This window comes from Ferrovum sp. PN-J185, from assembly GCF_001581925.1.
Classification (GTDB): domain Bacteria; phylum Pseudomonadota; class Gammaproteobacteria; order Burkholderiales; family Ferrovaceae; genus PN-J185.
In genome coordinates, this window is sequence record NZ_LQZA01000001.1 from 123393 (window position 1) to 145981 (window position 22589).

Consider the following 22589-nt stretch of genomic DNA (forward strand, 5'->3'; position numbering starts at 1 on the left):
ATGGCTTTGGTTACTGTTGAGATAGATGGACAAACAACCCAAGTGGAGAGTGGGCGAACCGTAATGGATGCGGCCAGAAAGCTTGGTATAAAAATTCCACACTTTTGTTATCACAGAAAACTCTCTATTGCGGCCAATTGCCGCATGTGTCTTGTGCAAGTTGAGAAAGCGCCTAAACCCCTTCCCGCTTGCGCAACCCCTGCCACTGAAGGAATGAAAGTATTTACCCATTCTGAATTTGCCATTAATGCGCAAAAAGCAGTGATGGAGTTTTTATTAATTAACCATCCTCTAGATTGCCCCATTTGTGATCAGGGTGGGGAATGTAAATTACAAGATATTAGTGTGGGCTATGGCCCTAGTGCTTCACGTTTTAAAGAAGAAAAACGTGTGGTGAGTAATAAAAATCTAGGACCGCTCATTCAAACGGATATGACCCGTTGTATCTTATGTACCCGCTGTGTACGTTTTGGTCAGGAAATAGCCGGTATTATGGAGCTCGGTGTGGGGGGTAGAGGTGAGCGCTCTGAGGTGTTAGCGTTTGTTGACCGTACCGTGAATTCTGAAATTTCTGGTAATGTCATTGATTTGTGTCCCGTTGGTGCATTGACCTCTAAACCATTTCGTTATCGCGCCCGTACCTGGGAGTTGCAACGCTCCCCCAGCGTCAGTCCTCATGATGCCATGGGTAGTCAATTAGTTGTTCAAGTAAAGCTTAAAAAAGAAGTGGTGCGTGTATTACCTGGTAAAAATGATGCGATTAATGAGTGTTGGTTATCCGATCGTGATCGCTTTGGTTTTGAAGCGGTGAACAGCAGTGATCGCTTATTAAAACCCATGATTAAAGAGGAAGGTGAGTGGCGCGAAGCAGAATGGGCTGAAGCGCTGCAAGTGGTGGTTGATGCCTTTGATAAAATTAAAAGTGCACATGGAGCTAACTCATTGGGGCTGTGGGCGAGCCCGCAGTTATCTTTAGAAGAATTGTGGTTGGCGCAAAAATTAATGCGTGATTTGGGTTCTTCTAATATTGATCACCGTTTCCGTCAGCGCGACTTTTCTATGGACCATGCTGATGTCAGCGTGCCATGGCTTGGCATGCCAATTGAACAGTGGTCACAACTCAATACCACTTTATTAATAGGTTCAAGAATCCGTTCCGAGTTTCCTTTGCTTGCCGTACGTTTACGTCACGCCGTCAAAGCCGGTGGGGTGGTTCATTTAATAAACTCTTTCACTGATGATTTAGCTATGCCAACTGGTCAGCAGTTGGTGGGTACGCCAAGTGTCATGCCATCTTTATTGGCTCAGGTATTACAAGCTGCAGCAAGCCTCACAGGGCAGACAGTAAACGCCAATTGCCAAGCCATGATGGGTGGGGTGGTCAGCGAAGAAGCTCAGTCTATCGCTCACAGTTTGATTGGTGAGGGTAAAAAAGCAGTGGTGTTAGGTCAGCTTGCAGAACAGCACGCAGATTATGCCACGCTATGGAGTCTTGCCCAAGAGTTGTGTCGCATTACAGGTAGTACACTCAGTTATTTGCCACAAGGGGCGAATGCCGTTGCAGCTCATGCTGTGGGAGTGGTGCCTTATCAAGGTAGTCTTGGAGCACATGCTTATCAGGGTTTAAATGCACAACAGATGATGGAGCAGCCACGCCATGCACTGATGGTGTTAGGTCTTGAGCCAGAGGTAGATGCGCTTGAATCACATCGTGCATTAAAGGCGTTACAGGCTGCTGATTTTGTTGTTGCCATGCATGCGTTCAAAGGTAATTTGCCTGAGTGGGCTGATGTTATTTTACCGATTGCGCCCTTCACTGAGACGCCAGGAACCTTTGTCAATATGGCAGGGCAGGTACAAACAGTGAAAGCGGCTATCCACACCAAAGGGGAAAGTCGCCCCTTGTGGAAAGTGTTACGTGTGTTAGCCAATTTATTTGATTTACCGGGTTATCAATATGACACCTTGGAAGAGGTGTATAAAGAGGGTGAATTAAATTGGGCTGATGTGATTAAACAGAAATTGAACAATCACAGACACTATTTGCCAGCACTTAAAATGCGTGCTTCGTTGAATGTGTTAGAGCGCTTAAGTGAGGTACCACCGTATCAAATTGATGCCTTAACACGTCGCTCAGCTCCACTACAAGACAGCACCTTAGGACAATGTCGTTATGTAGCACTGTCTACTAACACTGCTAATAAGCTCAAAGTAACTGAAGGACAACAGGTTCGTATTAGCCAAGGATCAGGACAAGCCCAATTGAGTGTACGAATTAATAATCAATTGGCTGATCATGTGTTATGGCTACCCAGTGGTATTGACGAGACTAAAGAGTTAGATGTGAATCAGTTAACGATTACCGTGGAGGCCGTAAGCTAATGCAAGCTGTTATTGATTTCTTCGGTCCTCTCTGGCCTTTGGTGTGGACACTGTTAAAGATTGTTGTGATTGTCCTGCCTTTATTAGGTGCTGTGGCCTATCTAACCTTAGCTGAGCGTAAAGTAATTGGTTATATGCAAATTCGTATTGGTCCTAATCGTGTGGGGCCAAAAGGATTATTGCAACCTATTGCTGATGCCATCAAATTGTTGATGAAAGAAATTGTTGTGCCAACGGGAGCCAATAAATTCTTATTTGTCTTTGCCCCTGTATTAGCCATCATGCCAGCGTTGGCTGCTTGGGCTGTAGTCCCTTTTGGCCCTGACCTGGTGTTAGCTAATGTTAATGCTGGTTTACTTTATGTTATGGCTATCACCTCGGTAGGGGTATATGGCGTGGTGATTGCAGGATGGGCATCTAATTCAAAATATGCTTTTTTAGGAGCGCTACGCTCCGCAGCGCAAATTGTATCCTATGAAATTGCCATGGGTTTTGCTTTAGTGACCGTATTGATGATGTCACACAGTCTTAACTTAACTGACATTGTGCGTGCTCAACAGGGACCTTACGGGATACTGCAATGGAACTGGGTACCATTACTACCCATGTTTATTATTTATATCATCTCAGGCACCGCAGAGACTAACCGTGCTCCTTTTGACGTGGCTGAGGGTGAGAGTGAAATTGTGGCAGGTTTTCATGTGGAATATTCTGGAATGGCCTTTGCTATTTTCTTCTTGGCAGAATATGCCAACATGATTTTAATTGCTGCGCTCACCTCCATCATGTTTATGGGGGGATGGTTGTCTCCTGTTTCATTTATTCCTAATAGTATTTTGTGGTTATTCGCTAAGATGGCTTTTGTGCTGTTTTTATTCTTGTGGTTTAGAGCTACTTTCCCTCGTTATCGTTATGATCAGATTATGCGACTGGGTTGGAAAGTGTTTATTCCATTAACGTTAGTATGGCTCGTTGTCGTTGGGGTGCTCATGCAAGCGCCATTTCGGTCGCTGCCTATACTTAACATTTGGTTCCATGGATAGGAGTTGACAATGGGTGCCATTACAGAGTTTGTTAAAAGTTTAATGTTAGGTGAGCTCATTAAGGGTATGGGCGTGACGGGTAAGCATTTTTTTGCTCGTAAAATCACTGTTCAGTATCCAGAGGAAAAAACACCGCAATCCCCTCGCTTTCGTGGGCTTCATGCACTACGTCGCTATCCTAATGGGGAAGAACGTTGTATTGCCTGTAAATTATGTGAAGCCGTCTGTCCTGCGATGGCTATTACCATTGAGTCTGAGGTACGTGCAGACGGATCGCGCCGCACTACGCGTTATGATATTGATTTAACCAAGTGTATTTTCTGTGGTTTTTGTGAGGAATCTTGTCCCGTTGATTCCATCGTTGAAACACGAATTTTTGAATACCACGGTGAAGAGCGTGGTGATTTATTAATGACTAAAGAAAAACTCTTGGCTATTGGTGATCGTTACGAGGCACAAATCGCCCAAGATCGCGCGCAAGACGCTCCCTATCGTTAAAGGAATAGAAAAGTGATGACCTCTGCTGTCATGTTGTTTACAGTATTTGCTGTGATTTTGGTAATTAGTGCATTAGGTGTGATTACTGCAAGAAACCCAGTGCATGCTGCCTTATTTTTAGTATTGTCTTTTTTTACCGGTTCAGCATTATGGATGATGTTGGAAGCTGAATTCTTAGCCATTACTCTGGTGTTGGTCTATGTGGGGGCGGTGATGGTGCTGTTCCTCTTTGTGGTGATGATGCTCAACATTGATCTTGATCGTCTGCGCGAAGGGTTTTGGAAACACTTACCACTAGGAGCTGGGGTTGCGTTACTGATGGTGGTGGAAATGGTGCTCGTGGTGAGTAGCAAACAGTTTGCCAATATGTCGAGTGTCAGCAATAGTTCGGGTATGAGTAACACCCAAGAGTTGGGGATGCTGCTTTATAACCAATATGTTTACCCCTTCGAATTGGCTGCGGCCATATTGTTGTTAGCGATCGTGGCGGCCATTGCGCTTACCCATCGTCGTCGTAAAGATTCGCGTTATGTGGATCCTGCATTCCAGGTGAGTGTGAAGGCATCGCAGCGTGTCAAAATTATTAAGATGCCGGCGGAGAAAGACCTGTGACTTTAAACTTAACTGATTATTTAATGTTAGCTGCGGTACTCTTTGCGATTAGTATCGTCGGTATTTTTTTAAACCGTAAAAATGTCATTATTCTATTGATGTGTATTGAATTGATGCTGCTTGCGGTTAATCTTAATTTTATTGCGTTTTCTCATTATTTAAATGACACGGCAGGCCAGATATTTGTATTTTTTATTTTAACGGTAGCAGCAGCGGAATCTGCTATTGGACTGGCTATTTTAGTGGTGCTCTTTAGAAATATGCGCACTATTAACGTTGATGATATTAACCAACTCAAGGAATAAGCTGTGAGCATGACATCGCTTTATCTCATCGTTCCAATGGCGCCTCTTGTGGGGGCACTACTTGCGGGACTGTTGGGCAAAACATTGGGTAAAACAATCAGTCACACGGTGACCATTGTTGGCGTATTAATTTCTTTTATTGCCTCTCTGGCTATTGCTCAAGATGTGTTTGCTGGACATCTTTTTAACGGCAACTTATATACCTGGATGACAGCAGGGGATCTGTCTTTTCATGTGGGATTTTTAATTGATCCCTTGACGGTCACCATGATGCTGGTGGTCACATTTGTCTCTTTAATGGTCCATATTTATACAGTGGGCTATATGCATGATGACCCAGGGTACCAGCGTTTTTTTAGCTATATTTCACTGTTCACCTTCGCCATGTTGATGCTTGTGATGTCGAACAACTTTCTGCAACTGTTCTTTGGTTGGGAAGCAGTGGGATTGGTCTCTTACTTATTAATTGGTTTTTGGTTTCAACGCTCAAGCGCAGTATTTGCTAATTTAAAAGCCTTTCTCGTTAATCGCGTGGGTGACTTTGGTTTTCTGCTTGGTATCGGTTTGATCTTAGCTAATTTCCATAGCCTAGATTACGCCACGGTGTTTTCAATGGTCCCGCAGTTAATGCATCAGCAGATTACTCTGATAAGTGGCCACAGCTGGTCTTTGATGAGTGTTATTTGTATTCTTCTGTTTATCGGTGCCATGGGTAAATCAGCACAAATGCCCTTACATGTCTGGTTACCTGATTCAATGGAAGGTCCTACCCCTATTTCTGCTTTAATTCATGCGGCCACCATGGTCACAGCGGGTATCTTTATGGTATCTAGAATGTCGCCACTTTTTGAAGTGTCGGATACGGCACGTTCTGTGATTTTAGTCATTGGCGCCTCAACGGCACTCTTTATGGCTTTCTTAGGGGTTATTCAATACGACATTAAGCGCGTAGTGGCTTATTCAACCTTATCGCAGTTGGGGTATATGACCGTGGCCTTGGGGGCCTCAGCTTACCCGGTGGCGATTTTCCACTTAGGGACCCATGCTTTCTTTAAAGCGTTGCTGTTTTTAGCTGCAGGCTCAGTGATTCATGCCATGCATCATGAACAGGATATGCGTCATATGGGTGGTTTGAGAAAGTACTTGCCCATTACTTATATTACGGCGTTAATAGGTTCCTTGGCTTTATGTGGTATTCCGCCCTTCGCTGGGTTTTTCTCAAAGGATCTGATTATTGATGCGGTGAGTGGTTCGCATTTATATGGGGCAGGCTATGCACAATTTGCTGTGACTGCTGGCGTATTTGTGACAGCATTTTATACTTTCCGTATGTTTTTTATGACCTTTCATGGCAAAGAGCGTATGGATCATCACACCAAAGAGCATTTACATGAATCGCCTCTAGTCATTACTCTGCCATTGATTTTGTTGGCAATACCCTCGCTCTTGGCGGGCTATATGTTAATTGGTCCCATGATTATGGGAGATTATTTTGGTACCTCAATAGTCATTGATCCACAGCATTCTGTGCTCCATCACATTCGTGAAGAATTTACCAATCCCAACGGGTTTATGGTGAACGGTTTGATGGCGCTACCTCTATGGTTAGCAGTAGCGGGTATTGTGTTGGCTGCAGTGTTTTATCTATTTATGCCACGCATTCCAGAAAAAATTAAAGCGCAATCTGGGCTAATCTACACGCTACTTAGTAACAATTATTATTTTGATTGGTTTAACGATCGCGTACTGTCACGTGGCACCATTTCTTTGGGGAAAAAATTATGGCGCTATGGTGATGTGACACTCATTGATGGCACCATGGTAATGGGAACGGCTCGCACCATTAGCCGCTTTGCTGATCGTTTGCGTCATTTGCAGTCAGGTTACATTTATCACTATGCGTTTATCATGATTTTTGGTGTATTTGTGCTCATGAGTTTATGGTTTATAAGAGGGTAAGGGTGAACTGTTGATATGAATTTTCATGCCTATTTGTCATTTAGTATCTGGTTACCCATTATCATGGGCTGTCTTGTGGCGCTTACTGAGCACGAGGTGCGTCGCCTGACCTTAAGCTTGTCGTTATTGGGGGCTGTATTAAGTTTTCTTGTTACTCTTCCTCTGTATGCTCAGTTCTCATCCACGGCCACAGGAATGCAATTTGTGGAAATGGTGCCTTGGATTAAAGCCTACAACATCAATTATTATTTGGGCATTGATGGTATTTCTTTGTGGTTTGTATTACTCAATAGTTTTGTTACGATTCTCGTGGTGATTGCAGGGTGGGTGGTTATTCGCACACACTTAGCACAATATATGGCAGCCTTTTTGATTTCCTCTGGACTCATTAATGGTATTTTTGAGTCATTGGATGCTGTGTTGTTTTATGTTTTCTTTGAAGCCACCTTAATTCCTATGTTCTTGATTATCGGTATGTGGGGTGGTCCGCAACGTGTTTATGCATCGATTAAGTTCTTTTTATATACACTCATGGGTTCATTACTCATGTTGGCTGCTTTTATTTATCTTTATTTTGAAGCCGGACGCAGTTTTGATATTCTCAAATTCCAAGCGCTGTCACTCGCTCTGCCTGTACAAATTTTAATTTTCTTGGCCTTTTTTGCCTCCTTCGCTGTGAAAGCCGCCATGTGGCCTTTCCATACCTGGTTACCCGATGCTCACGTTGAGGCACCTACTGGTGGCTCAGTGATTTTGGCGGCAATTACCCTAAAAACTGGGGCTTATGGCTTTTTGCGCTTTAGCCTACCGATCACTCCTGATGCCTCTCATACCTTGTCAGGTTTAATGATTACCTTGTCATTAATTGCTGTGTTATATGTGGCGTTGGTGGCATTGATCCAAAAGGACATGAAAAAACTGATTGCCTACTCCTCAGTGTCGCACATGGGTTTTGTGACCTTGGGTATTTTTATGTTTAATACCTTGGGTATTGAGGGCAGTATCTTACAAATGATTTCTCATGCGTTTGTATCCATTGCCATGTTCCTCTGTATTGGCGTTTTATATGATCGTATGCACACAAGAGATATTGGCGCTTATGGTGGTGTGGCCAATAAGATGCCCGTTTTTGCTGCCTTTTTAATGCTCTTTGCTATGGCCAGTGCAGGCTTACCTGGCACCAGTGGTTTTGTGGGTGAGTTCACCGTTATCTTGGGTGCAATTAAGGTTAACTTTTGGTATGCGGTTCTTGCTGCCGCCAACCTGGTTTTTGGTGCGGCCTACATTCTGTGGATGTATAAGCGCGTTATTTTTGGAGAAGTGGTGAATAGCGAGGTGGCGCAGTTAGAGGATGTGACTGGTCGCGAGAAATTTTTCTTGGCCATCATTGTGGTATTAATTTTTGCTATGGGTTTATATCCGCAACTGATTACCAGTACTATTCATACATCAGTGAATCAATTGATTCAGCAATCATCAGCAATTAAGTATTAATGGAGCATCAATGAACTTTGCCTTTTCAAGTATCGCCCCAGCGCTTCCCGAGATAGTACTCTTGATCTCGCTCAGTCTTTTGTTGCTGCTCGATTTATGGATCAATGACGAGAACCGCTTTTATACCTATGTGCTTGCTCAACTCGCATTAATTGCTACAGGCTTTAGTGTATTGATGGGAGAAAACGGCCAGATCATGACAGCCTTTAACGGCTTATTTATTAGTGATGCCATGGCACGCACTCTAAATATATTTTCTGTGATTACCATGGGTTTTGTCTTTGCCTACTCTCGCCTCTACTCACAGGATCGAGGTCTCTTTAAAGGTGAGTTTTTTGTACTAATGTTATTTGCCTTGTTAGGCATTATGGTAATGATTTCGGCTAATCATTTCTTGGTACTTTATTTAGGTCTTGAGATGTTAGCGCTAGCACAATGCGCATTGATTGCTCTTCAACGTGACTCTAAAAAAGCCACTGAAGCCGCCATGAAATACTTTGTACTCTCGGCACTGGCGTCAGGCTTGTTACTCTATGGCTTATCAATGCTCTATGGTGCTACGGGTTCATTACTCATTCCAGAAGTAGCCAACGCCATTGCTGCAAATACCATTGATCCTGCCATATTGGTGTTTGGTTTGGTATTTGTGGTTGCTGGTTTAGGGTTTAAATTAGGGGCAGTGCCCTTTCATATGTGGCTTCCCGATGTGTACGAAGGCTCTCCTACTTCAGTGACTTTGTTTGTGGCCTCAGTCCCTAAAATTGCGGCTTTTGCTTTTATTATTCGCTTGTTAGTGGGTGCCTTAGGCGCGCTTGTTAATGATTGGCAACCCATGCTTGTGATCATGGCAGTGTTATCCATTGGTCTTGGTAATATTGTGGCGATAGCACAGACCAATATCAAAAGAATGTTGGCATACTCAACTATTTCCCATATGGGGTACTTAATTCTTGGCATACTCTCAGCGAATAACGCAGGTTATGCCGCCTCAATGTTTTATGTGGCCTCTTACGTGATCATTTCTGTGGCCGCCTTTGGTATTGTGCTATTGCTTTCACGCCATGGTTTTGAGGGTGATCGCTTGGATGATTTTAAGGGATTAAATAATCGTAGTCCTTGGATTGCTTTTATGATGTTATTGGTTATGGTATCCATGGCAGGAATTCCGCCATCAGTGGGCTTTTTTGCTAAATTATCCGTATTAAGTGCAGTGCTTGATGCTGGATATACTTGGCTTGTGGTGTATGCGGTGATTTTCTCGTTAATTGGTGCATTCTATTACCTGCGTATTATTAAGCTCATGTATATGGATGACCCTGTGGGTGAGGAGAAATTAGTAACCGAACCTGATCACTTAATCTTGATTGGATTGAACGGGCTGGTTATTTTTATTTTAGGGATTGTTCCGCAGTCCTTGATTGATCTTTGTTTTAATTCCATTGCACACTCTTTTAGATAAGCCATATGAAAGATATTCTTGATGGCTTTCCTGATTTTACCGAGTCGCAATTAACCACTGAACAACTCTTCAAAGGTCGTTTGTTGGACGTGAGACGCGACACCGTCTCTTTGCCCAATGGTGGGGAGGCCGTTCGTGAGTACATTGTGCATAGCGGTGCTGCTGCTATTATTCCACTCTTAGATGATGGTAGTGTGTTACTTGAATACCAATATCGTTATCCCAACCAACGTCATTACATTGAGATTCCAGCAGGTAAATTAGAACCTCATGAACCCACTCTCGTGGCAGCTCAACGCGAGTTATTGGAAGAGACAGGTTATCGAGCAGCGCATTGGCAACACCTCACCACATTGCATTTGTGTATTGCTTACTCCACCGAAAAAATAGAATTTTTCTTGGCCCGTGGTCTCACCTTTGAAGCTCATGATCGCGATGAAGAGGAGTTTCTAGAAACCTTAGCACTTCCTCTAGAAGAAGCGTTTAAATGGGTGGCAGAAGGGCGTATCAATGACGCAAAAACCGTTGCTGGGTTATTATGGTTAAAGGCGTTTGGCCAGCATTTAATTTAGTTTTTTAAACGCTTAATTACTATCCTGTAAGGGTATTGATTAACACCACTTTAAAACTGATACAGGTTTAAGCAAACGCCAACTTAAATGTGATACAGCCATACTTTTTCCTCTTTAGCTGATATCACTGAGCACAAACCAGGCAATCTTTCGTGAACATTAAAGACAATGTCCAACTACGGCTTGGTTGAGATGAAACGAGAGAACAGGCACGTCCGTCCAATTGCTAAGGGAACGGACTTCCGGATCGTTGCCTGATCGTGTTTTGCATTCAATATTTTTGATAAATAGGTTTTTTTGGTATTAAAAGATGTGTTTGAGGGGATGCGTGCATAACGTTATCCCTCAAACAAATCAGTAGTAGTGACACTTAGAGCATCAGCTCATTGAGACGTTTAACAAACCCAGCAGGGTCCTCCAACACACCCCCTTCAGCAATGAGAGATTGTTCAAATAACAGTAAACTCCATTCTTTTACTTTCATTTCGTTATTCTCAAGCTGTAAGCGAGTAATGAGACGGTGCTCAGGGTTGATCTCGAGAATCGGTTTGGATTGAGGCACCTCTTGCCCTGCCGCTTTTAATAAACGCTCCAAATGTCCTGAAATCGCCCCCTCTTCCATCACCAGGCATGCCGGTGATTCAGTTAAACGATGACTGATTCGCACTTCTTTGACTTTTTCACCCAAGGCATTTTTTATGGACTCAATCAGTGGTTTGAGTTTTTCATTGTCAGCGGTTTCAATTTTAGGGGTATCCACTCCTAATTCGCTTAAATCTAAATCACCCTTAGCCACTGACTGTAATGTTTTTCCTTCAAACTCATGTAAGTGACTGACTACCCACTCATCCACACGGTCACTTAATAACAGTACTTCAATGCCATGGCGTTTAAAGATTTCTAAATGAGGGCTATTTTTAGCCGCAGTCCAGCTGTCAGCCGTGACGTAGTAAATGGCCTTTTGTTCAGGCTTCATGCGTGAAATGTAGCTATCTAACGAGACAGTTTGTTTGGCATCATCAAGGTGGGTGCTGGAGAAGCGCAATAACTTAGCCCACTTATCACGATTCGCATGCTCTTCAGCAGCGCCTTCTTTGAAAACTTGACCAAAGGAGTTCCAAAACTGTTGATAGCGCTCTTCATTGTCTTTGGCAATATCCTCCAAGAGCGATAAGATTTTTTTGGTGGAACCTAAACGAATGGCATCAATATCTTTAGATTCTTGTAGAATCTCGCGCGAGACGTTAAGTGGTAAATCCGCTGAATCAATGACCCCGCGTACAAAACGCAGATAATGAGGGAGCAGTTTCTCAGCCTCTTCCATGATGAATACACGGCGTACATATAATTTAATACCGTGACGCTGTTCACGATCGTATAAATCAAAGGGCGGGTGAGAGGGAATATAAAGTAACTGGGTATATTCTTGTTTGCCTTCAACCTTAGCATGGGTCCAAGCTAGAGGCTCTTCAAAGTCATGGGAGACATGTTTGTAAAACTCTTTATATTGCTCGTCTGTGATCTCTTGGCGAGCTCTAGCCCACAAGGCGTTGGCTTGATTTAATGTTTCCTCTTCTGTCTCACCTTTCATGACAATAGGAAGCTGAATATGGTCAGAATAACGACGCACTAAACTCTTAATTTGCCATGGTTCAAGGAAGCTGTCTTCCCCTTCTTTCAAGTGCAGGACGATGGTGGTGCCCCGTTCTGCCTTATCGATAGTCTCTAAAGTAAAGTTGCCATCACCATGTGACTCCCAAAGAATGGCTTCATTGTGATTTAATCCAGCACGGCGCGTGGTCAAAGTGACTCGCTCAGCAACGATAAAAGCAGAGTAAAAACCCACCCCAAATTGACCGATTAATTGCGCGTCTTTGGCTTCATCGCCAGTTAATTGATTGAGAAATGACTTGGTGCCAGAGTGGGCAATGGTACCAATATTATTAATGACTTCATCGCGACTCATACCAATACCGTTATCAATTAAGGTTAAGGTACGAGCCTCTTTATCAATCTCGATACGGACTTTAAGTTCCGTATCCCCTTCCCAGAGTTCAGGAGTTTTAATGGCTTCAAAACGCAGCTTATCGCAGGCATCGGAGGCATTGGAAATCAATTCACGTAAAAAAATCTCTTTATTGCTATAAAGAGAATGGATCATGAGATGAAGTAATTGTTTTACTTCGGCTTGAAACTGCATTGATTGTTTATCACTCATAGTGCGTACCCTTTAAATACTAAAAAATAATAATTTTTACTATAAATGGGGTGTGAGTTGATAATTTCAAGAGGGATGAATCAGGCTTTTAGTCCTTTCATGGTGCGTGCCAGGCGTTGCAGCCCCAACCATTGCTGCGCCCAAAACCCCTCACCATAGGAGCGACCGGTTAGCTGATCTTCAATGCCTGTGCCATGAAGCGGTTCATTAAAACGTGCTGTACCAAAAAGGATATCCCAGATAGGAAAGAGTACGGCAAAGTTACAGCTTTGATTGCCGCTTTCACTACCAATACCAATGCTATGATGAATGCGATGAAAACGGGGGCTTACTAATAGTCTCTCGCCAATATAACCAAAATCAATGGCCACATTGCTGTGCGCAAAGCTTTGCAGGATGCGAGTGAGCATCAGAGGAATAACGAGCTGATTAGGCGCCACGCCAATTAATAGAGCCAAGAGTGAGAAAATAGCCGCGGTTAATATATCATCGAGTAGATGATTACGATCATCCGTCCAATAGCTCATTTGACGTTGGCTATGATGGAGTCCATGTAATGCCCACCACCACTCTAGGCGATGTTGTAAGCGGTGAATCCAATAACCCATAAAGTCAATAATCAGTAAATAGACCACAAAGCTTAACCACATATTGCTATAGAGAATAGGAAACCATTCTTCAAGCGATAAAGGGATAAAGCCATGAAGCCTTAAGTTTCGATCAAGGCTATAGGTAATGGGCCAGAGTATAAAAAAGAGCGCTAAAGGAATAAAGCCCAAGCGATGAAGTAGGGTATAGAGAATATCAATGGCTACAGAACGACGATCCGGCCAATTTTCTACAGGTTTCAATGCTTCTAAAGGACGAAATACAACGACTAATATGAGTATTTCAATGACCCCTAACAGTAATAAATAAATGGCATCGTAAGCACTCTCCACATAAGCTTGTAGTCCCATATATTGAAACAAGGGCTCAACCCAATGCTCAAAGAGAAAAGCTTGAAGTGGGGTTAACAAGTCAGTCATTATGGTGTAGGCAGTGGTTTAAAACATAAGCCCTTTTGTTGTAAGCCAACAATCAGGGGTTCTAATACATTCACAAATGGATCATGACGCGATTGAATACCTAAATGCATCATCAGTATGTCGCCAGCATGAATATGGGTTAATGCACGCTTTAATAATACACGATTGGGATAGCGCTCTGAGGACAGTTCATCACCTAAAAACCCAGCTGCAGACCAACCTACCGCTTGTGAGTAACCACAGCGTTGTGCAAATTGATTGGTGCGTTCAGTAACATGCCCACCTGGTGCGCGCCATAGATGACTCATGGAGTGGTGGGTGAGAGTATAAAAACGCTCATTAATACGAGACAGCTCCTGACAGAGCGCTGGTTCTGTTAAATGCTCTTGGCTGCCCGTGGGACTGACATAAAGCACGGTTCCATCATTGAGATCGCGTCTGAAATACCAGTGACGCCATGTATGACTAGCAAATTGATGTCCTTCTTTAACGCGCGCTAACCAATAATCACGCCAACTGTCATCAAGGGTATGGTCTCCCCTGTAAGTGGGTTTATTGGTAACAAAAAAAGTGGCTAACACATGATGGCGCTGAAGGATACCAGCGATTTTTTCAGCGCTCACCATGTTGCCGCTATCGAGCGTTAAATAGACTGGATTGGTGCAAGTCTCTTCAGCCATAGCGTTGATTGTGCTAAGTAAACACAATATAGCAAGAAGCCTTCTCATTGTCGTGGCGCATGACTCATAAAAAACAAACCGTGAGGTGAGCGTCCCACTGGAATCACATGGGTAATATGATAATTGGTCAAATCTACCACCCGTACTTCTTTAACCCAGCGGCAGGTCACCCATAATTCTTTCATATCCTGCGAAATTTCCATGTCATCTGGTCCACCTGGGATGGGGAAGGTGTGATCCACAGTTAGTGTGTTTGTATCTATTAAGGAGATAGTATCCCCCCCTCGATTAGAAATTAACACATGTCGATGATCTCCCAAGGGCATGAAATTGTGCGCTCCCACACCCGTTGGGATATGTTTAACAATTTGCGCTTTACGCCAATCCACCACAGCCACCCCATTATCCCCCATGACTCCCACTAATAAATGTTGGTTGTCAGGGGTCATGATGATCCCTGCGGGAGTATTGCCTACAGGTATAATCCAGGCTACTTTTTGTGTGGCTAAATCAATGGCAGCAAGTTGATTGCTGCCTTGAAGGGTAATAAATACCATGGTGCTTTGTTGGTTAAAAGCCAGATGGCTTGGCATGGAAGACAAGGGAATGCGAGCAATTAGAGAGAAATCATCAGCACGATAAATATCTACGCGATCAAGACGTAATGAATTTGAAACGAACCATTTTTTATCAGGGCTAAAGCCTATTTGATAAGGGTCACTAATGCGGGAAATACGCTTTTCAATTTCGCCTGTTGTGGGGTTGAGAAATACCAAATCATTACTGACCGCATCGGCCACAATTAAGGCACTGTTATCGGGAGTGCTCATTAAATGATGCGGCTCTTTGCCTACATAAAAATGTTTTATGGGTTGATAGGTATGGCGATCCACAAGACTAATTGAGCCATCGCCAGAATTGAGAACAACCGTCACTTCGGCAAAGGACTGAGAGACACAAAAAGACAAGAGAACAATAAAAAAAAGTCTGCGCATAGTTTAAAATGATAACTTACTTCATTCTAGCACTGTTTACGAGTAATCCATACTATGAAATTTTGTTCTTCCTGTGGCGCTGAAGTCACTATTACAATTCCTGAGGGTGATCAGAGAGAGCGTCACGTCTGCCAATCCTGTGGTGATATTCATTATCAAAACCCTAAGGTTGTGGTGGGATGTGTCACCCACTGGCATGATCAGGTTCTACTCTGTCGTAGAGCCATTGAACCACGCTTAGGATTTTGGACTATGCCTGCAGGTTTTATGGAAAATGGCGAAAGTTTACGCCAAGGTGCCAAACGCGAGACTGAGGAAGAGTGTGGGGCACAAGTAGAAGTGGGTGAATTAATTAGTGTCATTAGTATTGCTAACATTAATCAAGTACACTGCATATTTAACGCCCCGATGGTAAGTGATCGTTTTTTTGTTACTTCAGAAAGTAGCGAAGTCAGACTATTTCATGAGCATGAAATCCCTTGGCAAGATTTGGCTTTTAGAACCGTTGAAGTAACACTGAAGCATTTTTTTGACACGCGCCGCCAGGCAAGTGTGTCGCCTCTTATTATTGATCTAGGACCCCATTAATTCATGTCAGACAAACTCTCTTTACAGCGCCGCATTAAAACCCTACAAGTGGAGTCGGTGGATCATGAAGCCATGGGTATTGCCCGTCTTGATGGCAAAGTGGTGTTTATTGATGGGGCTTTGCCTAATGAACGGGTTAAAGCTATTATTACCAAAGAAAAACCTGCTTTTGATTTAGCGCAAATTGATAGTGTTTTGTCTCCTAGTCCCACGCGTACAAAGCCGCGCTGTCCTCATTTTGGGGTATGTGGCGGCTGCAATATGCAGCATGCTCATGCGGATGCTCAGGTGGCTTTTAAACAGCGTATTTTAGAAGATAATCTTGAGCGTATTGGTAAAGTAAAAAGTGACACCATACTGCCTGCTATTTATGGGCCGGAGTGGGGCTATCGATATAGAGCGCGATTATCAGTGCGTTATGTGGAAAAAAAAGGTGGAGTATTAGTGGGCTTTCATGAAAAGTCCTCAAGCTTTGTGGCAGATATGCATGAGTGTCATATTCTGCCTAAGCATATTGGCTTTTTAATTGATCCTCTACGCGAGTTAATTCAGCAATTATCGATTCGTGATAGATTGCCGCAGGTGGAACTGGCGGTGGGTGAACAGGTTTCTATTTTAGTATTCAGAATTTTAGAAACACCAAGCGCTCATGACGAAGAGCTCATTAAAGCGTTTGCTGATACTCATCAAATGGTGATCTGGTTTCAAACCAAGGGGCCTGATAGTGCTACACCATTTTACCCACTTGAGTTTCCAAGATTAACTTACAGCTTACCTGATTTTGCAGTGACCATGCCCTTTGCTCCCACCGAATTTACTCAAGTCAATCCTCAAGTAAATCGCTCTTTGGTATCAAGAGCGTTGAGCTTTCTTGACCCTCGAGCAGGCGAGAGAATTGTGGATTTATTTTGTGGGCTGGGCAACTTTACTTTACCCATTGCAAGAGCAGGGGCCAGTGTTCTTGGTGTTGAGGGTAACCCTGCTTTAATTGAAAGAGCCTATCAAAACGCTGAGTTCAATGGCTTAAGAGACTCAGTAGAGTTTAAGGCGATGAATTTATTTACAGTCACTGAAGACAGTTTCTCTGAACTAGGTAGGATGGATAAGTTACTGATTGATCCTCCGCGTGATGGGGCGGTGGAGGTAGTGAAGTCATTGGGACGCTCTCGTCCGCAACGTGTGGTGTATGTATCGTGTAATCCGTCAACCCTGGCGCGTGATGCGCAAATCATGGTACATCACCAAGGCTATAAATTAAGGGCGGCTGGGGTAGTAAATATGTTCCCCCATACCGCCCATGTTGAATCAGTGGCTATTTTTGAATTAGCTTAATCGCGTTCGCCACCAAAGATACCGAGTAACTGCAGTAAGCTCGTGAAAATATTATAAATGTTGATATACAAGCTTAAAGTAGCAGTAATGTAGTTGGTTTCTCCACCATGCACGATTTGACTAACATTAAATAAAATCATGAGTGATGAGAAAAGAATAAAAGCAGCACATAATACCAATTGCATCATGGGTAGTTGCAAGAAAATATTGGCAATCACAGCTACCATTAACACGATAGAGCCAATAATAAGGAAGTTGGCTAAGCCGCTGAAGTTGCGACGTGTGGTTCCTGCTAATCCAGCAAGGCTAAAAAATACCACTGCTGTTCCACCTGCAGCCATCGTGATGAGTTGCCCACCGTTACGGAAATGAAGGACAAACTGAAGTAATGGTCCTAACATAACCCCTAAGACGAAGGTTAGAAGTAAGAGTAAATACACACCTGTTGAGCTGTATTTATTAGCTTCAATAGCAAAAAACAATCCATACACGACACCTAAGAATAGTAGGCTAGAGAGTATTGGGGAGGCCATCATAAAGGCGAAACTCATATTAATGCCAACTAACGCACCAATGGCCGTGGGGATCATGGATAAACCAAGTAACCAGTAAGTGTTTCTTAACACACGATGGGTTACCGAGTCTAATTGCCCTGATTGGGTATAAGTGTTGTAGGGACCTGCCATAATAAAACTCCTTGCAGTAATAGTTAAACCAGCGAAATTTATATTGTTATAGTATAAGACTACGTCAGATGCTCTCAAGTTTCAAGTGGGGATGATTCCCTTAAATTTCAATAGTTGAACTCAATTTAATAAAATTAGTGTAAAATCGTTGCCTTAAGTTGAGCTTAACTTAGAAAATCTTCATAAGTAAGGAAGCGTGGCCGAGCGGTTTAAGGCACTTGTCTTGAAAACAAGCGTGGGCTGATACCCCACCGTGAGTTCGAATCTCACCGCTTCCGCCATTAATTTAAAGAAAAAATTTACATTTATTTAACTTTCCAGGCTGGGATGTACCGGCTGTACCCAATTAACAGGGGATGGGTATTCATTCAAGTCCGTTAATAATGTAGGCTGTACCCAATTAACGGGGGATGAGTATTCATTAAACTCTATTAAATATTCCATTCCAACCGCAGTGCGTTAGTACTCTTAGTCTGTAGTTTTCAAAGTTTCTGAATCCAAACGCTCGTCGTGACATCATTTCCATTTTAGTATGGAATCCCTCTGTAATACCATTTGATTTAGAGAAGCGCCACATTCTAACAATCGGCTCTAGCCAAGATTGCAGGGTTTGAGCTAAAGACTTGGCTGGACTGTGAGAGAGCTGCTGGATTAATCTTGTCAGCCTCTTGATCTTCTTTTTAGCCTGGTATCTACGCAGGTGTCTACTCAGTAGTAATGAGTTTAATCGCTGCTTGGCAAAGTATAGAGATCGTAATATTGGGTACTGATCCAAGTAAATGCCTAAGTTATGCTTCTGTTCTTCACTCAATCGCCAACGATGTCGACGCATTAGACTGAGTAATCCTCGGTTCTTTCTGCCCACCGGATCGGTTTGTTGCCATAGTTTGAGGAAGTGGTGATTCACCAATCTAATAACATGGAATCGATCAGAAATGATCTTAGCGTTAGGGAAATAGTGATGAACAATCTGTCGATAAGTCTCTGATAGATCCATGACGACGAACTGCACACGATCTCGTCCTGGTAAACGGTTTAAATAGCGCCGTAGACTAGGCTCAGAGCGCCCCAGAACCACATCAAATACCTTATGGTTTCTCAAGTCTACTAGGGTTGTGGCATAGCCTTGTTTACGACTAAAAAAGTGCTCATCAATACCAAGAACGATTGGGCAGGATCGTCCTGAGAGTTCTGATATGCGCTTATTAAGGTGATGGTGATACCAGCGCTCTACGGTGGCGCTACTAATATGATGGGTGAGAGACAGTTTATGTTGGCTGATACCTCCATCGTGAGCTTCAAAGATCTCGAGACGGAAGCATTCGGTTGCCCTATGGCGTGGACGTATCCCCTTAAAGGGGTGTCTAAAGTAATGATTACAGTTCAAGCAATGGTATTTGGGTACGCTTAAATGCAGTACCATTAACTGATTCCCTTGGCGGGTATGCTTGAGTGTACGCTCATGGGTGGCTTTGATTCGAATAGGTCTATATTGGCAGTGGATACAGTCCATTCTGCGCTTAGGCTTAGCCCAAACATGAATAGCGGATCCTCTATCTACTCTAAGAACTTCAAGACCATCAATACCTAGGATAGAATCTATCTGGGACATCGGTATTACCTCCATTAAAAAAGTTTCTTCGCAAAAACAATTTTAATGAATACCGCTGTCCCCCGTTAATGATGTAGAGCCTAATGTAGAGCCCAAAACCTCTGTTGACCCATTAGTACTTATAGATCAATACAATTCGTTGCATAACTATGTAATTTGAGTTAATAAAACTTTTGTTATTTGGTTTTTAATAAGAGAGTTAAGTTATCTCGGTATGGAAACGATTGTTTTAAAGCCGATGATGTGACTCAATTATTAATTATGGATTGTTGCTGTAAAAGCTACGTTTTAAGCATCTAAAGTTATTGAAAATTAATAATGTTAGTCAAATCTTTGGTCAAATCAAATCCAACGGCGAAGTGGTATTAGTGAACCCTGAAGGGGTTTACTTCAGTCCTTCCTCTAGTGTGAATGTAGGTGCTTTGGTTGCTACTACTAATAATATAAGTAACAGTGACTACATGAATGGTAAAGCCACCTACACTCGTGGTAATGCCTCAGGCTCTGTGGTTAATGAAGGTAACATCACTGCAGGTTTAGGACGTTATGTGGCACTCCTTGCTCCTTCAGTTAGAAACAGTGGCATTATCATCGCTCAAATGGGGACTGCTGTTCTTGCCTCAGGAGATGTGATTACCCTTAACTTTAATTCAGGTAATCATTTAGCTTCTATTACCGCTACCTCAAGTAGCATTAGCGCATTGGTTGAGAACAAGAATGCTGTGATTGCTCCTGGAGGACTCATTATCCTCTCCGCCCGTGCTGCTAACCAATTGGTGGGAGGAGTAATTAACCAGGGCGGTAAAGTCTCAGTCAGTAACTTGGCCCTTAATCAAGTGGGTGGACGTATCGTTATTGATGGCGATAATGTTAACTTAAATAATCAATCCACTACCTTAGCTCAGGGCAGTAGCAATGGCGGACAAGTCAGTATTACCGGTAACACGGTAACCTTAAATACTGGCTCCACCATCGACACCTCATCCACCACCCAAGGCAATGGTGGTTCTGTTTATGTCATGTCACAACATACCACTACTGTTAATGGCACCATTAACAGCCAAGGGGGAGTGAAGGGCGGTAACGGTGGAGTGGTTGAAACCAGCTCTCACGGTACTATGATCTTAGGGCAGACTGCCAATATTAATGTTTCAGCACAAAGTAATCAGGGCACCAACGGTACTTGGGTATTAGATCCCTATAACTTAACCATTGATGCTAGCAGCGCTGCAGTCATCTCCCAAGCATTAAACACCGGTAGTGTGACCTTAGCAGTGAACTCAACTGGTTGCTCCAGTGTTGGAGTATGCACCACAGGAGCAGGTAATTTAATTATTGATAGTGGTGTCACTATTCAAAAAACCTCAGGATCACTCTCCACCTTAAACTTAATCGCTGATGGTAGTTTTATTAATAACGGTATCATCAACGGCACCTTATTGAATGTCTCCATTCAAGCTGCTCAAGTACTCTTGAATAGCGGTAGCCAAATTAACGCTAACCAAGTATCAGTGACTTCCAGCCAAGGAGAATGGACTTGAAGAAGCGATTTACAGAGGAACAGATTATTGGGTTTTTGAAGGAAGCAGAAGCTGGCATTCCTGTAAAAGAGCTATGCCGTCGACATGGTTTTAGCGATTGTTCTTTTTATACTTGGCGTGCCAAGTTTGGAGGAATGACAATACCGGATGCTAAAAAGCTGCGGGATTTAGAGTCTGAGAACAGTAAATTAAAGAAACTGTTGGCTGAGGCTATACTGGACGCTGAAGCTTTAAAAGTGGCTCTTGGACGAAAGTACTAAGCCCACAAGACAAACGCGAGGCTGTAAAGCTTATGTGCCAGACTACGGCTATTTCTGAGCGACGTGCCTGTTATCTTGTGGGTATATCAAGAACTGTTCTTCATTACCAGCCTGTAAGTGGGACAAAGAATCAGGAACTACAGCAACGTATTGTTGATCTTGCCCAAGAGAGACGTCGATTTGGTTATAGACGTATTCATGCCTTATTAAGACGTGAAGGAGTAGAAGCCAACCATAAAAAGGTATTCCGTCTTTATCAGTAAGCAGGGTTGGCTGTTAAACGTAGACGTAAGAGACATGGCGTGATGGTACAAAAGCAGAGCTTGTTCTTAACCATTAGCCCTAATGAGGTATGGTCCATGGATTTTGTATCAGATGCCCTAGCCAGCGGAAGAAGGGTTAAAGCATTGACCATTATGGATGATTTTACTAAAGAGTCCATTGATATTGCTCTTGAACACGGTATATCGGGACAACAGGTGACCCGTATACTGGATCAAGCTATTTACTTTAGAGGTGCTCCTAAAGCCATTCGAACGGATCAAGGGCCGGAATTCACAGGTAAAGCACTAGATCAATGGGCTTATAGGCATGGGGTAGAGTTACGTTTAATACAACCTGGGAAACCTACCCAAAATGCCTATATAGAAAGTTTTAACGGTAAATTCAGGGATGAATGCTTGAATGAGCATTGGTTCATGAGTTTAAAAGAAGCGAGAGTACTTATTAATGCTTGGCGAAAAGATTACAACGAGCATAGACCACATAGTGCTCTGAACTATCAAACGCCAGCAGAGTTTGCGGCAGCATTTAGGTCAAAGCAAACAGGGTCAGTATTACAGGAAAAGAAGGATGTTTAACAGAATTTTACTAGATCGACACTGAGACTATAAATGGGGGTAGGTCAGGGTTGTTCCTAAGGCTCAGCTTATTATTCTTAAACCACGTATCAAACCCTTTGTTGATCATGGTTACAATATTAATATTGGTAATGAAGATGTTAAGTTACAAGTTATTCAAAATGTTAATAAGGTTTATCATGACGCAGGTACTGAAGTTAAACATATTAACTTTACCTATCTTCATAATGGTGTAAAAGACACTTATCAGTTATCTTTGCACAAGAGAGGTATTATGATTATTCCTGATGGTAAGTCTGCTGCCTCATACGTTGATAATCATCGTGATGAGATTGTTGGTGAAAGTATTGTTAATGCTGTAAAAGAATTTTCGATTAATGAAGATTCTCTCAAAACGATTTACATTAAATTTAACCAATAACCTTTACTTAATTTCAGTTTGACTGGTTTGGCGTTTTTTTGCTA

The 22589-nt window shown here is 42.8% G+C and carries 19 protein-coding genes, 1 tRNA gene and 1 pseudogene; 15 read left to right on the top strand and 6 right to left on the bottom strand.

The window, feature by feature from the left end; genetic code table 11:
* The 9 genes from nuoG to FV185_RS00695 are packed head-to-tail and all read left to right on the top strand — an operon-like array spanning nucleotide 1 to nucleotide 10324.
* On the top strand, nucleotides 1–2382 hold the full coding sequence (gene nuoG / locus FV185_RS00655) for an NADH-quinone oxidoreductase subunit NuoG (RefSeq protein WP_082786964.1): 2382 nt from the start codon (nucleotides 1–3) through the stop codon (nucleotides 2380–2382).
* Entirely contained in the window at nucleotides 2382–3425 is a 1044-nt protein-coding gene (gene nuoH / locus FV185_RS00660; RefSeq protein ID WP_067492600.1) for an NADH-quinone oxidoreductase subunit NuoH, read from the top strand. Before nuoG ends, nuoH begins: the two co-directional genes overlap by 1 nt.
* Nucleotides 3426–3434: 9 nt before the next feature.
* A complete protein-coding gene (nuoI, locus tag FV185_RS00665; protein WP_067492602.1) occupies nucleotides 3435–3923 on the top strand; it encodes an NADH-quinone oxidoreductase subunit NuoI in 489 nt (162 codons plus the stop codon).
* Between the two features lie 15 nt (nucleotides 3924–3938).
* Nucleotides 3939–4535 carry an NADH-quinone oxidoreductase subunit J gene (locus FV185_RS00670; RefSeq protein ID WP_067492604.1) on the top strand — a complete coding sequence of 199 codons (597 nt, stop codon included), beginning with the start codon at nucleotides 3939–3941 and terminating at the stop codon, nucleotides 4533–4535.
* Nucleotides 4532–4840, top strand: a complete 309-nt coding sequence (gene nuoK / locus FV185_RS00675; RefSeq protein ID WP_067492606.1) for an NADH-quinone oxidoreductase subunit NuoK — start codon at nucleotides 4532–4534, stop codon at nucleotides 4838–4840. The genes FV185_RS00670 and nuoK overlap by 4 nt, the downstream gene beginning before the upstream one ends.
* Before the next feature lie 9 nt (nucleotides 4841–4849).
* The gene (gene nuoL / locus FV185_RS00680) at nucleotides 4850–6799 is read left to right on the top strand and encodes an NADH-quinone oxidoreductase subunit L (RefSeq protein WP_067492608.1); all 1950 of its coding nucleotides are present in this window, start codon (nucleotides 4850–4852) and stop codon (nucleotides 6797–6799) included.
* Nucleotides 6800–6814: 15 nt separating this feature from the next.
* The gene (locus tag FV185_RS00685; protein WP_067492609.1) at nucleotides 6815–8293 is read left to right on the top strand and encodes an NADH-quinone oxidoreductase subunit M; all 1479 of its coding nucleotides are present in this window, start codon (nucleotides 6815–6817) and stop codon (nucleotides 8291–8293) included.
* 10 nt (nucleotides 8294–8303) lie between these two features.
* Nucleotides 8304–9752 carry an NADH-quinone oxidoreductase subunit NuoN gene (gene nuoN / locus FV185_RS00690; protein WP_067492610.1) on the top strand — a complete coding sequence of 483 codons (1449 nt, stop codon included), beginning with the start codon at nucleotides 8304–8306 and terminating at the stop codon, nucleotides 9750–9752.
* A 5-nt stretch (nucleotides 9753–9757) separates the two neighbouring features.
* Nucleotides 9758–10324, top strand: a complete 567-nt coding sequence (locus FV185_RS00695; protein WP_067492611.1) for an NUDIX domain-containing protein — start codon at nucleotides 9758–9760, stop codon at nucleotides 10322–10324.
* Between the two features lie 370 nt (nucleotides 10325–10694).
* On the opposite strand, the gene htpG is transcribed toward FV185_RS00695, so the two are convergent.
* From htpG to FV185_RS00715, 4 genes are all read right to left on the bottom strand, one after another.
* Nucleotides 10695–12542 carry a molecular chaperone HtpG gene (gene htpG / locus FV185_RS00700; protein ID WP_067492612.1) on the bottom strand — a complete coding sequence of 616 codons (1848 nt, stop codon included), beginning with the start codon at nucleotides 12540–12542 and terminating at the stop codon, nucleotides 10695–10697.
* Between the two features lie 80 nt (nucleotides 12543–12622).
* Nucleotides 12623–13570 carry a sterol desaturase family protein gene (locus FV185_RS00705; RefSeq protein ID WP_067492613.1) on the bottom strand — a complete coding sequence of 316 codons (948 nt, stop codon included), beginning with the start codon at nucleotides 13568–13570 and terminating at the stop codon, nucleotides 12623–12625.
* Nucleotides 13570–14298, bottom strand: coding sequence for a polysaccharide deacetylase family protein (locus FV185_RS00710; RefSeq protein WP_067492614.1), 729 nt, complete (start codon nucleotides 14296–14298; stop codon nucleotides 13570–13572). Before FV185_RS00710 ends, FV185_RS00705 begins: the two co-directional genes overlap by 1 nt.
* Nucleotides 14295–15245 carry a YncE family protein gene (locus FV185_RS00715; RefSeq protein ID WP_067492616.1) on the bottom strand — a complete coding sequence of 317 codons (951 nt, stop codon included), beginning with the start codon at nucleotides 15243–15245 and terminating at the stop codon, nucleotides 14295–14297. Before FV185_RS00715 ends, FV185_RS00710 begins: the two co-directional genes overlap by 4 nt.
* Before the next feature lie 54 nt (nucleotides 15246–15299).
* Between FV185_RS00715 and FV185_RS00720 the strand changes: the two genes are divergently transcribed.
* Both FV185_RS00720 and rlmD read left to right on the top strand, forming a co-directional pair.
* A complete protein-coding gene (locus FV185_RS00720) occupies nucleotides 15300–15833 on the top strand; it encodes an NUDIX hydrolase (RefSeq protein WP_067492621.1) in 534 nt (177 codons plus the stop codon).
* Between the two features lie 3 nt (nucleotides 15834–15836).
* A complete protein-coding gene (rlmD, locus tag FV185_RS00725) occupies nucleotides 15837–17165 on the top strand; it encodes a 23S rRNA (uracil(1939)-C(5))-methyltransferase RlmD (protein WP_067492622.1) in 1329 nt (442 codons plus the stop codon).
* On the opposite strand, the gene FV185_RS00730 is transcribed toward rlmD, so the two are convergent.
* The gene (locus tag FV185_RS00730) at nucleotides 17162–17851 is read right to left on the bottom strand and encodes a Bax inhibitor-1/YccA family protein (protein WP_067492624.1); all 690 of its coding nucleotides are present in this window, start codon (nucleotides 17849–17851) and stop codon (nucleotides 17162–17164) included. The genes rlmD and FV185_RS00730 overlap by 4 nt on opposite strands.
* A gap of 190 nt (nucleotides 17852–18041) precedes the next feature.
* Here FV185_RS00730 and FV185_RS00735 point away from each other — a divergent pair.
* Nucleotides 18042–18132 (top strand) — tRNA-Ser (locus tag FV185_RS00735).
* A gap of 140 nt (nucleotides 18133–18272) precedes the next feature.
* Here FV185_RS00735 and FV185_RS00740 read toward each other — a convergent pair.
* The gene (locus tag FV185_RS00740) at nucleotides 18273–19463 is read right to left on the bottom strand and encodes an ISL3 family transposase (RefSeq protein WP_067494132.1); all 1191 of its coding nucleotides are present in this window, start codon (nucleotides 19461–19463) and stop codon (nucleotides 18273–18275) included.
* Between the two features lie 305 nt (nucleotides 19464–19768).
* Here FV185_RS00740 and FV185_RS00745 point away from each other — a divergent pair, with 305 nt between their 5' ends.
* From FV185_RS00745 to FV185_RS09500, 3 genes and pseudogenes are all read left to right on the top strand, one after another.
* Nucleotides 19769–21004, top strand: a complete 1236-nt coding sequence (locus FV185_RS00745) for a two-partner secretion domain-containing protein (protein WP_067492626.1) — start codon at nucleotides 19769–19771, stop codon at nucleotides 21002–21004.
* Nucleotides 21001–22124 (top strand): annotated as a pseudogene (locus FV185_RS09495) (IS3 family transposase). Before FV185_RS00745 ends, FV185_RS09495 begins: the two are co-directional and overlap by 4 nt.
* Before the next feature lie 274 nt (nucleotides 22125–22398).
* Nucleotides 22399–22545: a hypothetical protein gene (locus FV185_RS09500; protein ID WP_156474139.1), complete on the top strand. Its 147-nt coding sequence runs from the start codon at nucleotides 22399–22401 to the stop codon at nucleotides 22543–22545.
* The last annotated feature ends 44 nt before the right edge of the window (nucleotides 22546–22589 follow it).

Excerpts from the sequence above, each read along its gene's own strand:
- nuoG (WP_082786964.1), top strand. The coding sequence starts at position 1 with ATGGCTTTGGTTACTGTTGAGATAGATGGACAAACAACCCAAGTGGAG.
- nuoH (WP_067492600.1), top strand. The coding sequence starts at position 2,382 with ATGCAAGCTGTTATTGATTTCTTCGGTCCTCTCTGGCCTTTGGTGTGG.
- nuoI (WP_067492602.1), top strand. The coding sequence starts at position 3,435 with ATGGGTGCCATTACAGAGTTTGTTAAAAGTTTAATGTTAGGTGAGCTC.
- FV185_RS00670 (WP_067492604.1), top strand. The coding sequence starts at position 3,939 with ATGACCTCTGCTGTCATGTTGTTTACAGTATTTGCTGTGATTTTGGTA.
- nuoL (WP_067492608.1), top strand. The coding sequence starts at position 4,850 with ATGACATCGCTTTATCTCATCGTTCCAATGGCGCCTCTTGTGGGGGCA.
- FV185_RS00685 (WP_067492609.1), top strand. The coding sequence starts at position 6,815 with ATGAATTTTCATGCCTATTTGTCATTTAGTATCTGGTTACCCATTATC.
- nuoN (WP_067492610.1), top strand. The coding sequence starts at position 8,304 with ATGAACTTTGCCTTTTCAAGTATCGCCCCAGCGCTTCCCGAGATAGTA.
- FV185_RS00695 (WP_067492611.1), top strand. The coding sequence starts at position 9,758 with ATGAAAGATATTCTTGATGGCTTTCCTGATTTTACCGAGTCGCAATTA.
- htpG (WP_067492612.1), bottom strand. The coding sequence starts at position 12,542 with ATGAGTGATAAACAATCAATGCAGTTTCAAGCCGAAGTAAAACAATTA.
- FV185_RS00705 (WP_067492613.1), bottom strand. The coding sequence starts at position 13,570 with ATGACTGACTTGTTAACCCCACTTCAAGCTTTTCTCTTTGAGCATTGG.
- FV185_RS00710 (WP_067492614.1), bottom strand. The coding sequence starts at position 14,298 with ATGAGAAGGCTTCTTGCTATATTGTGTTTACTTAGCACAATCAACGCT.
- FV185_RS00715 (WP_067492616.1), bottom strand. The coding sequence starts at position 15,245 with ATGCGCAGACTTTTTTTTATTGTTCTCTTGTCTTTTTGTGTCTCTCAG.
- FV185_RS00720 (WP_067492621.1), top strand. The coding sequence starts at position 15,300 with ATGAAATTTTGTTCTTCCTGTGGCGCTGAAGTCACTATTACAATTCCT.
- rlmD (WP_067492622.1), top strand. The coding sequence starts at position 15,837 with ATGTCAGACAAACTCTCTTTACAGCGCCGCATTAAAACCCTACAAGTG.
- FV185_RS00730 (WP_067492624.1), bottom strand. The coding sequence starts at position 17,851 with ATGGCAGGTCCCTACAACACTTATACCCAATCAGGGCAATTAGACTCG.
- FV185_RS00740 (WP_067494132.1), bottom strand. The coding sequence starts at position 19,463 with ATGTCCCAGATAGATTCTATCCTAGGTATTGATGGTCTTGAAGTTCTT.
- FV185_RS09500 (WP_156474139.1), top strand. The coding sequence starts at position 22,399 with ATGATTATTCCTGATGGTAAGTCTGCTGCCTCATACGTTGATAATCAT.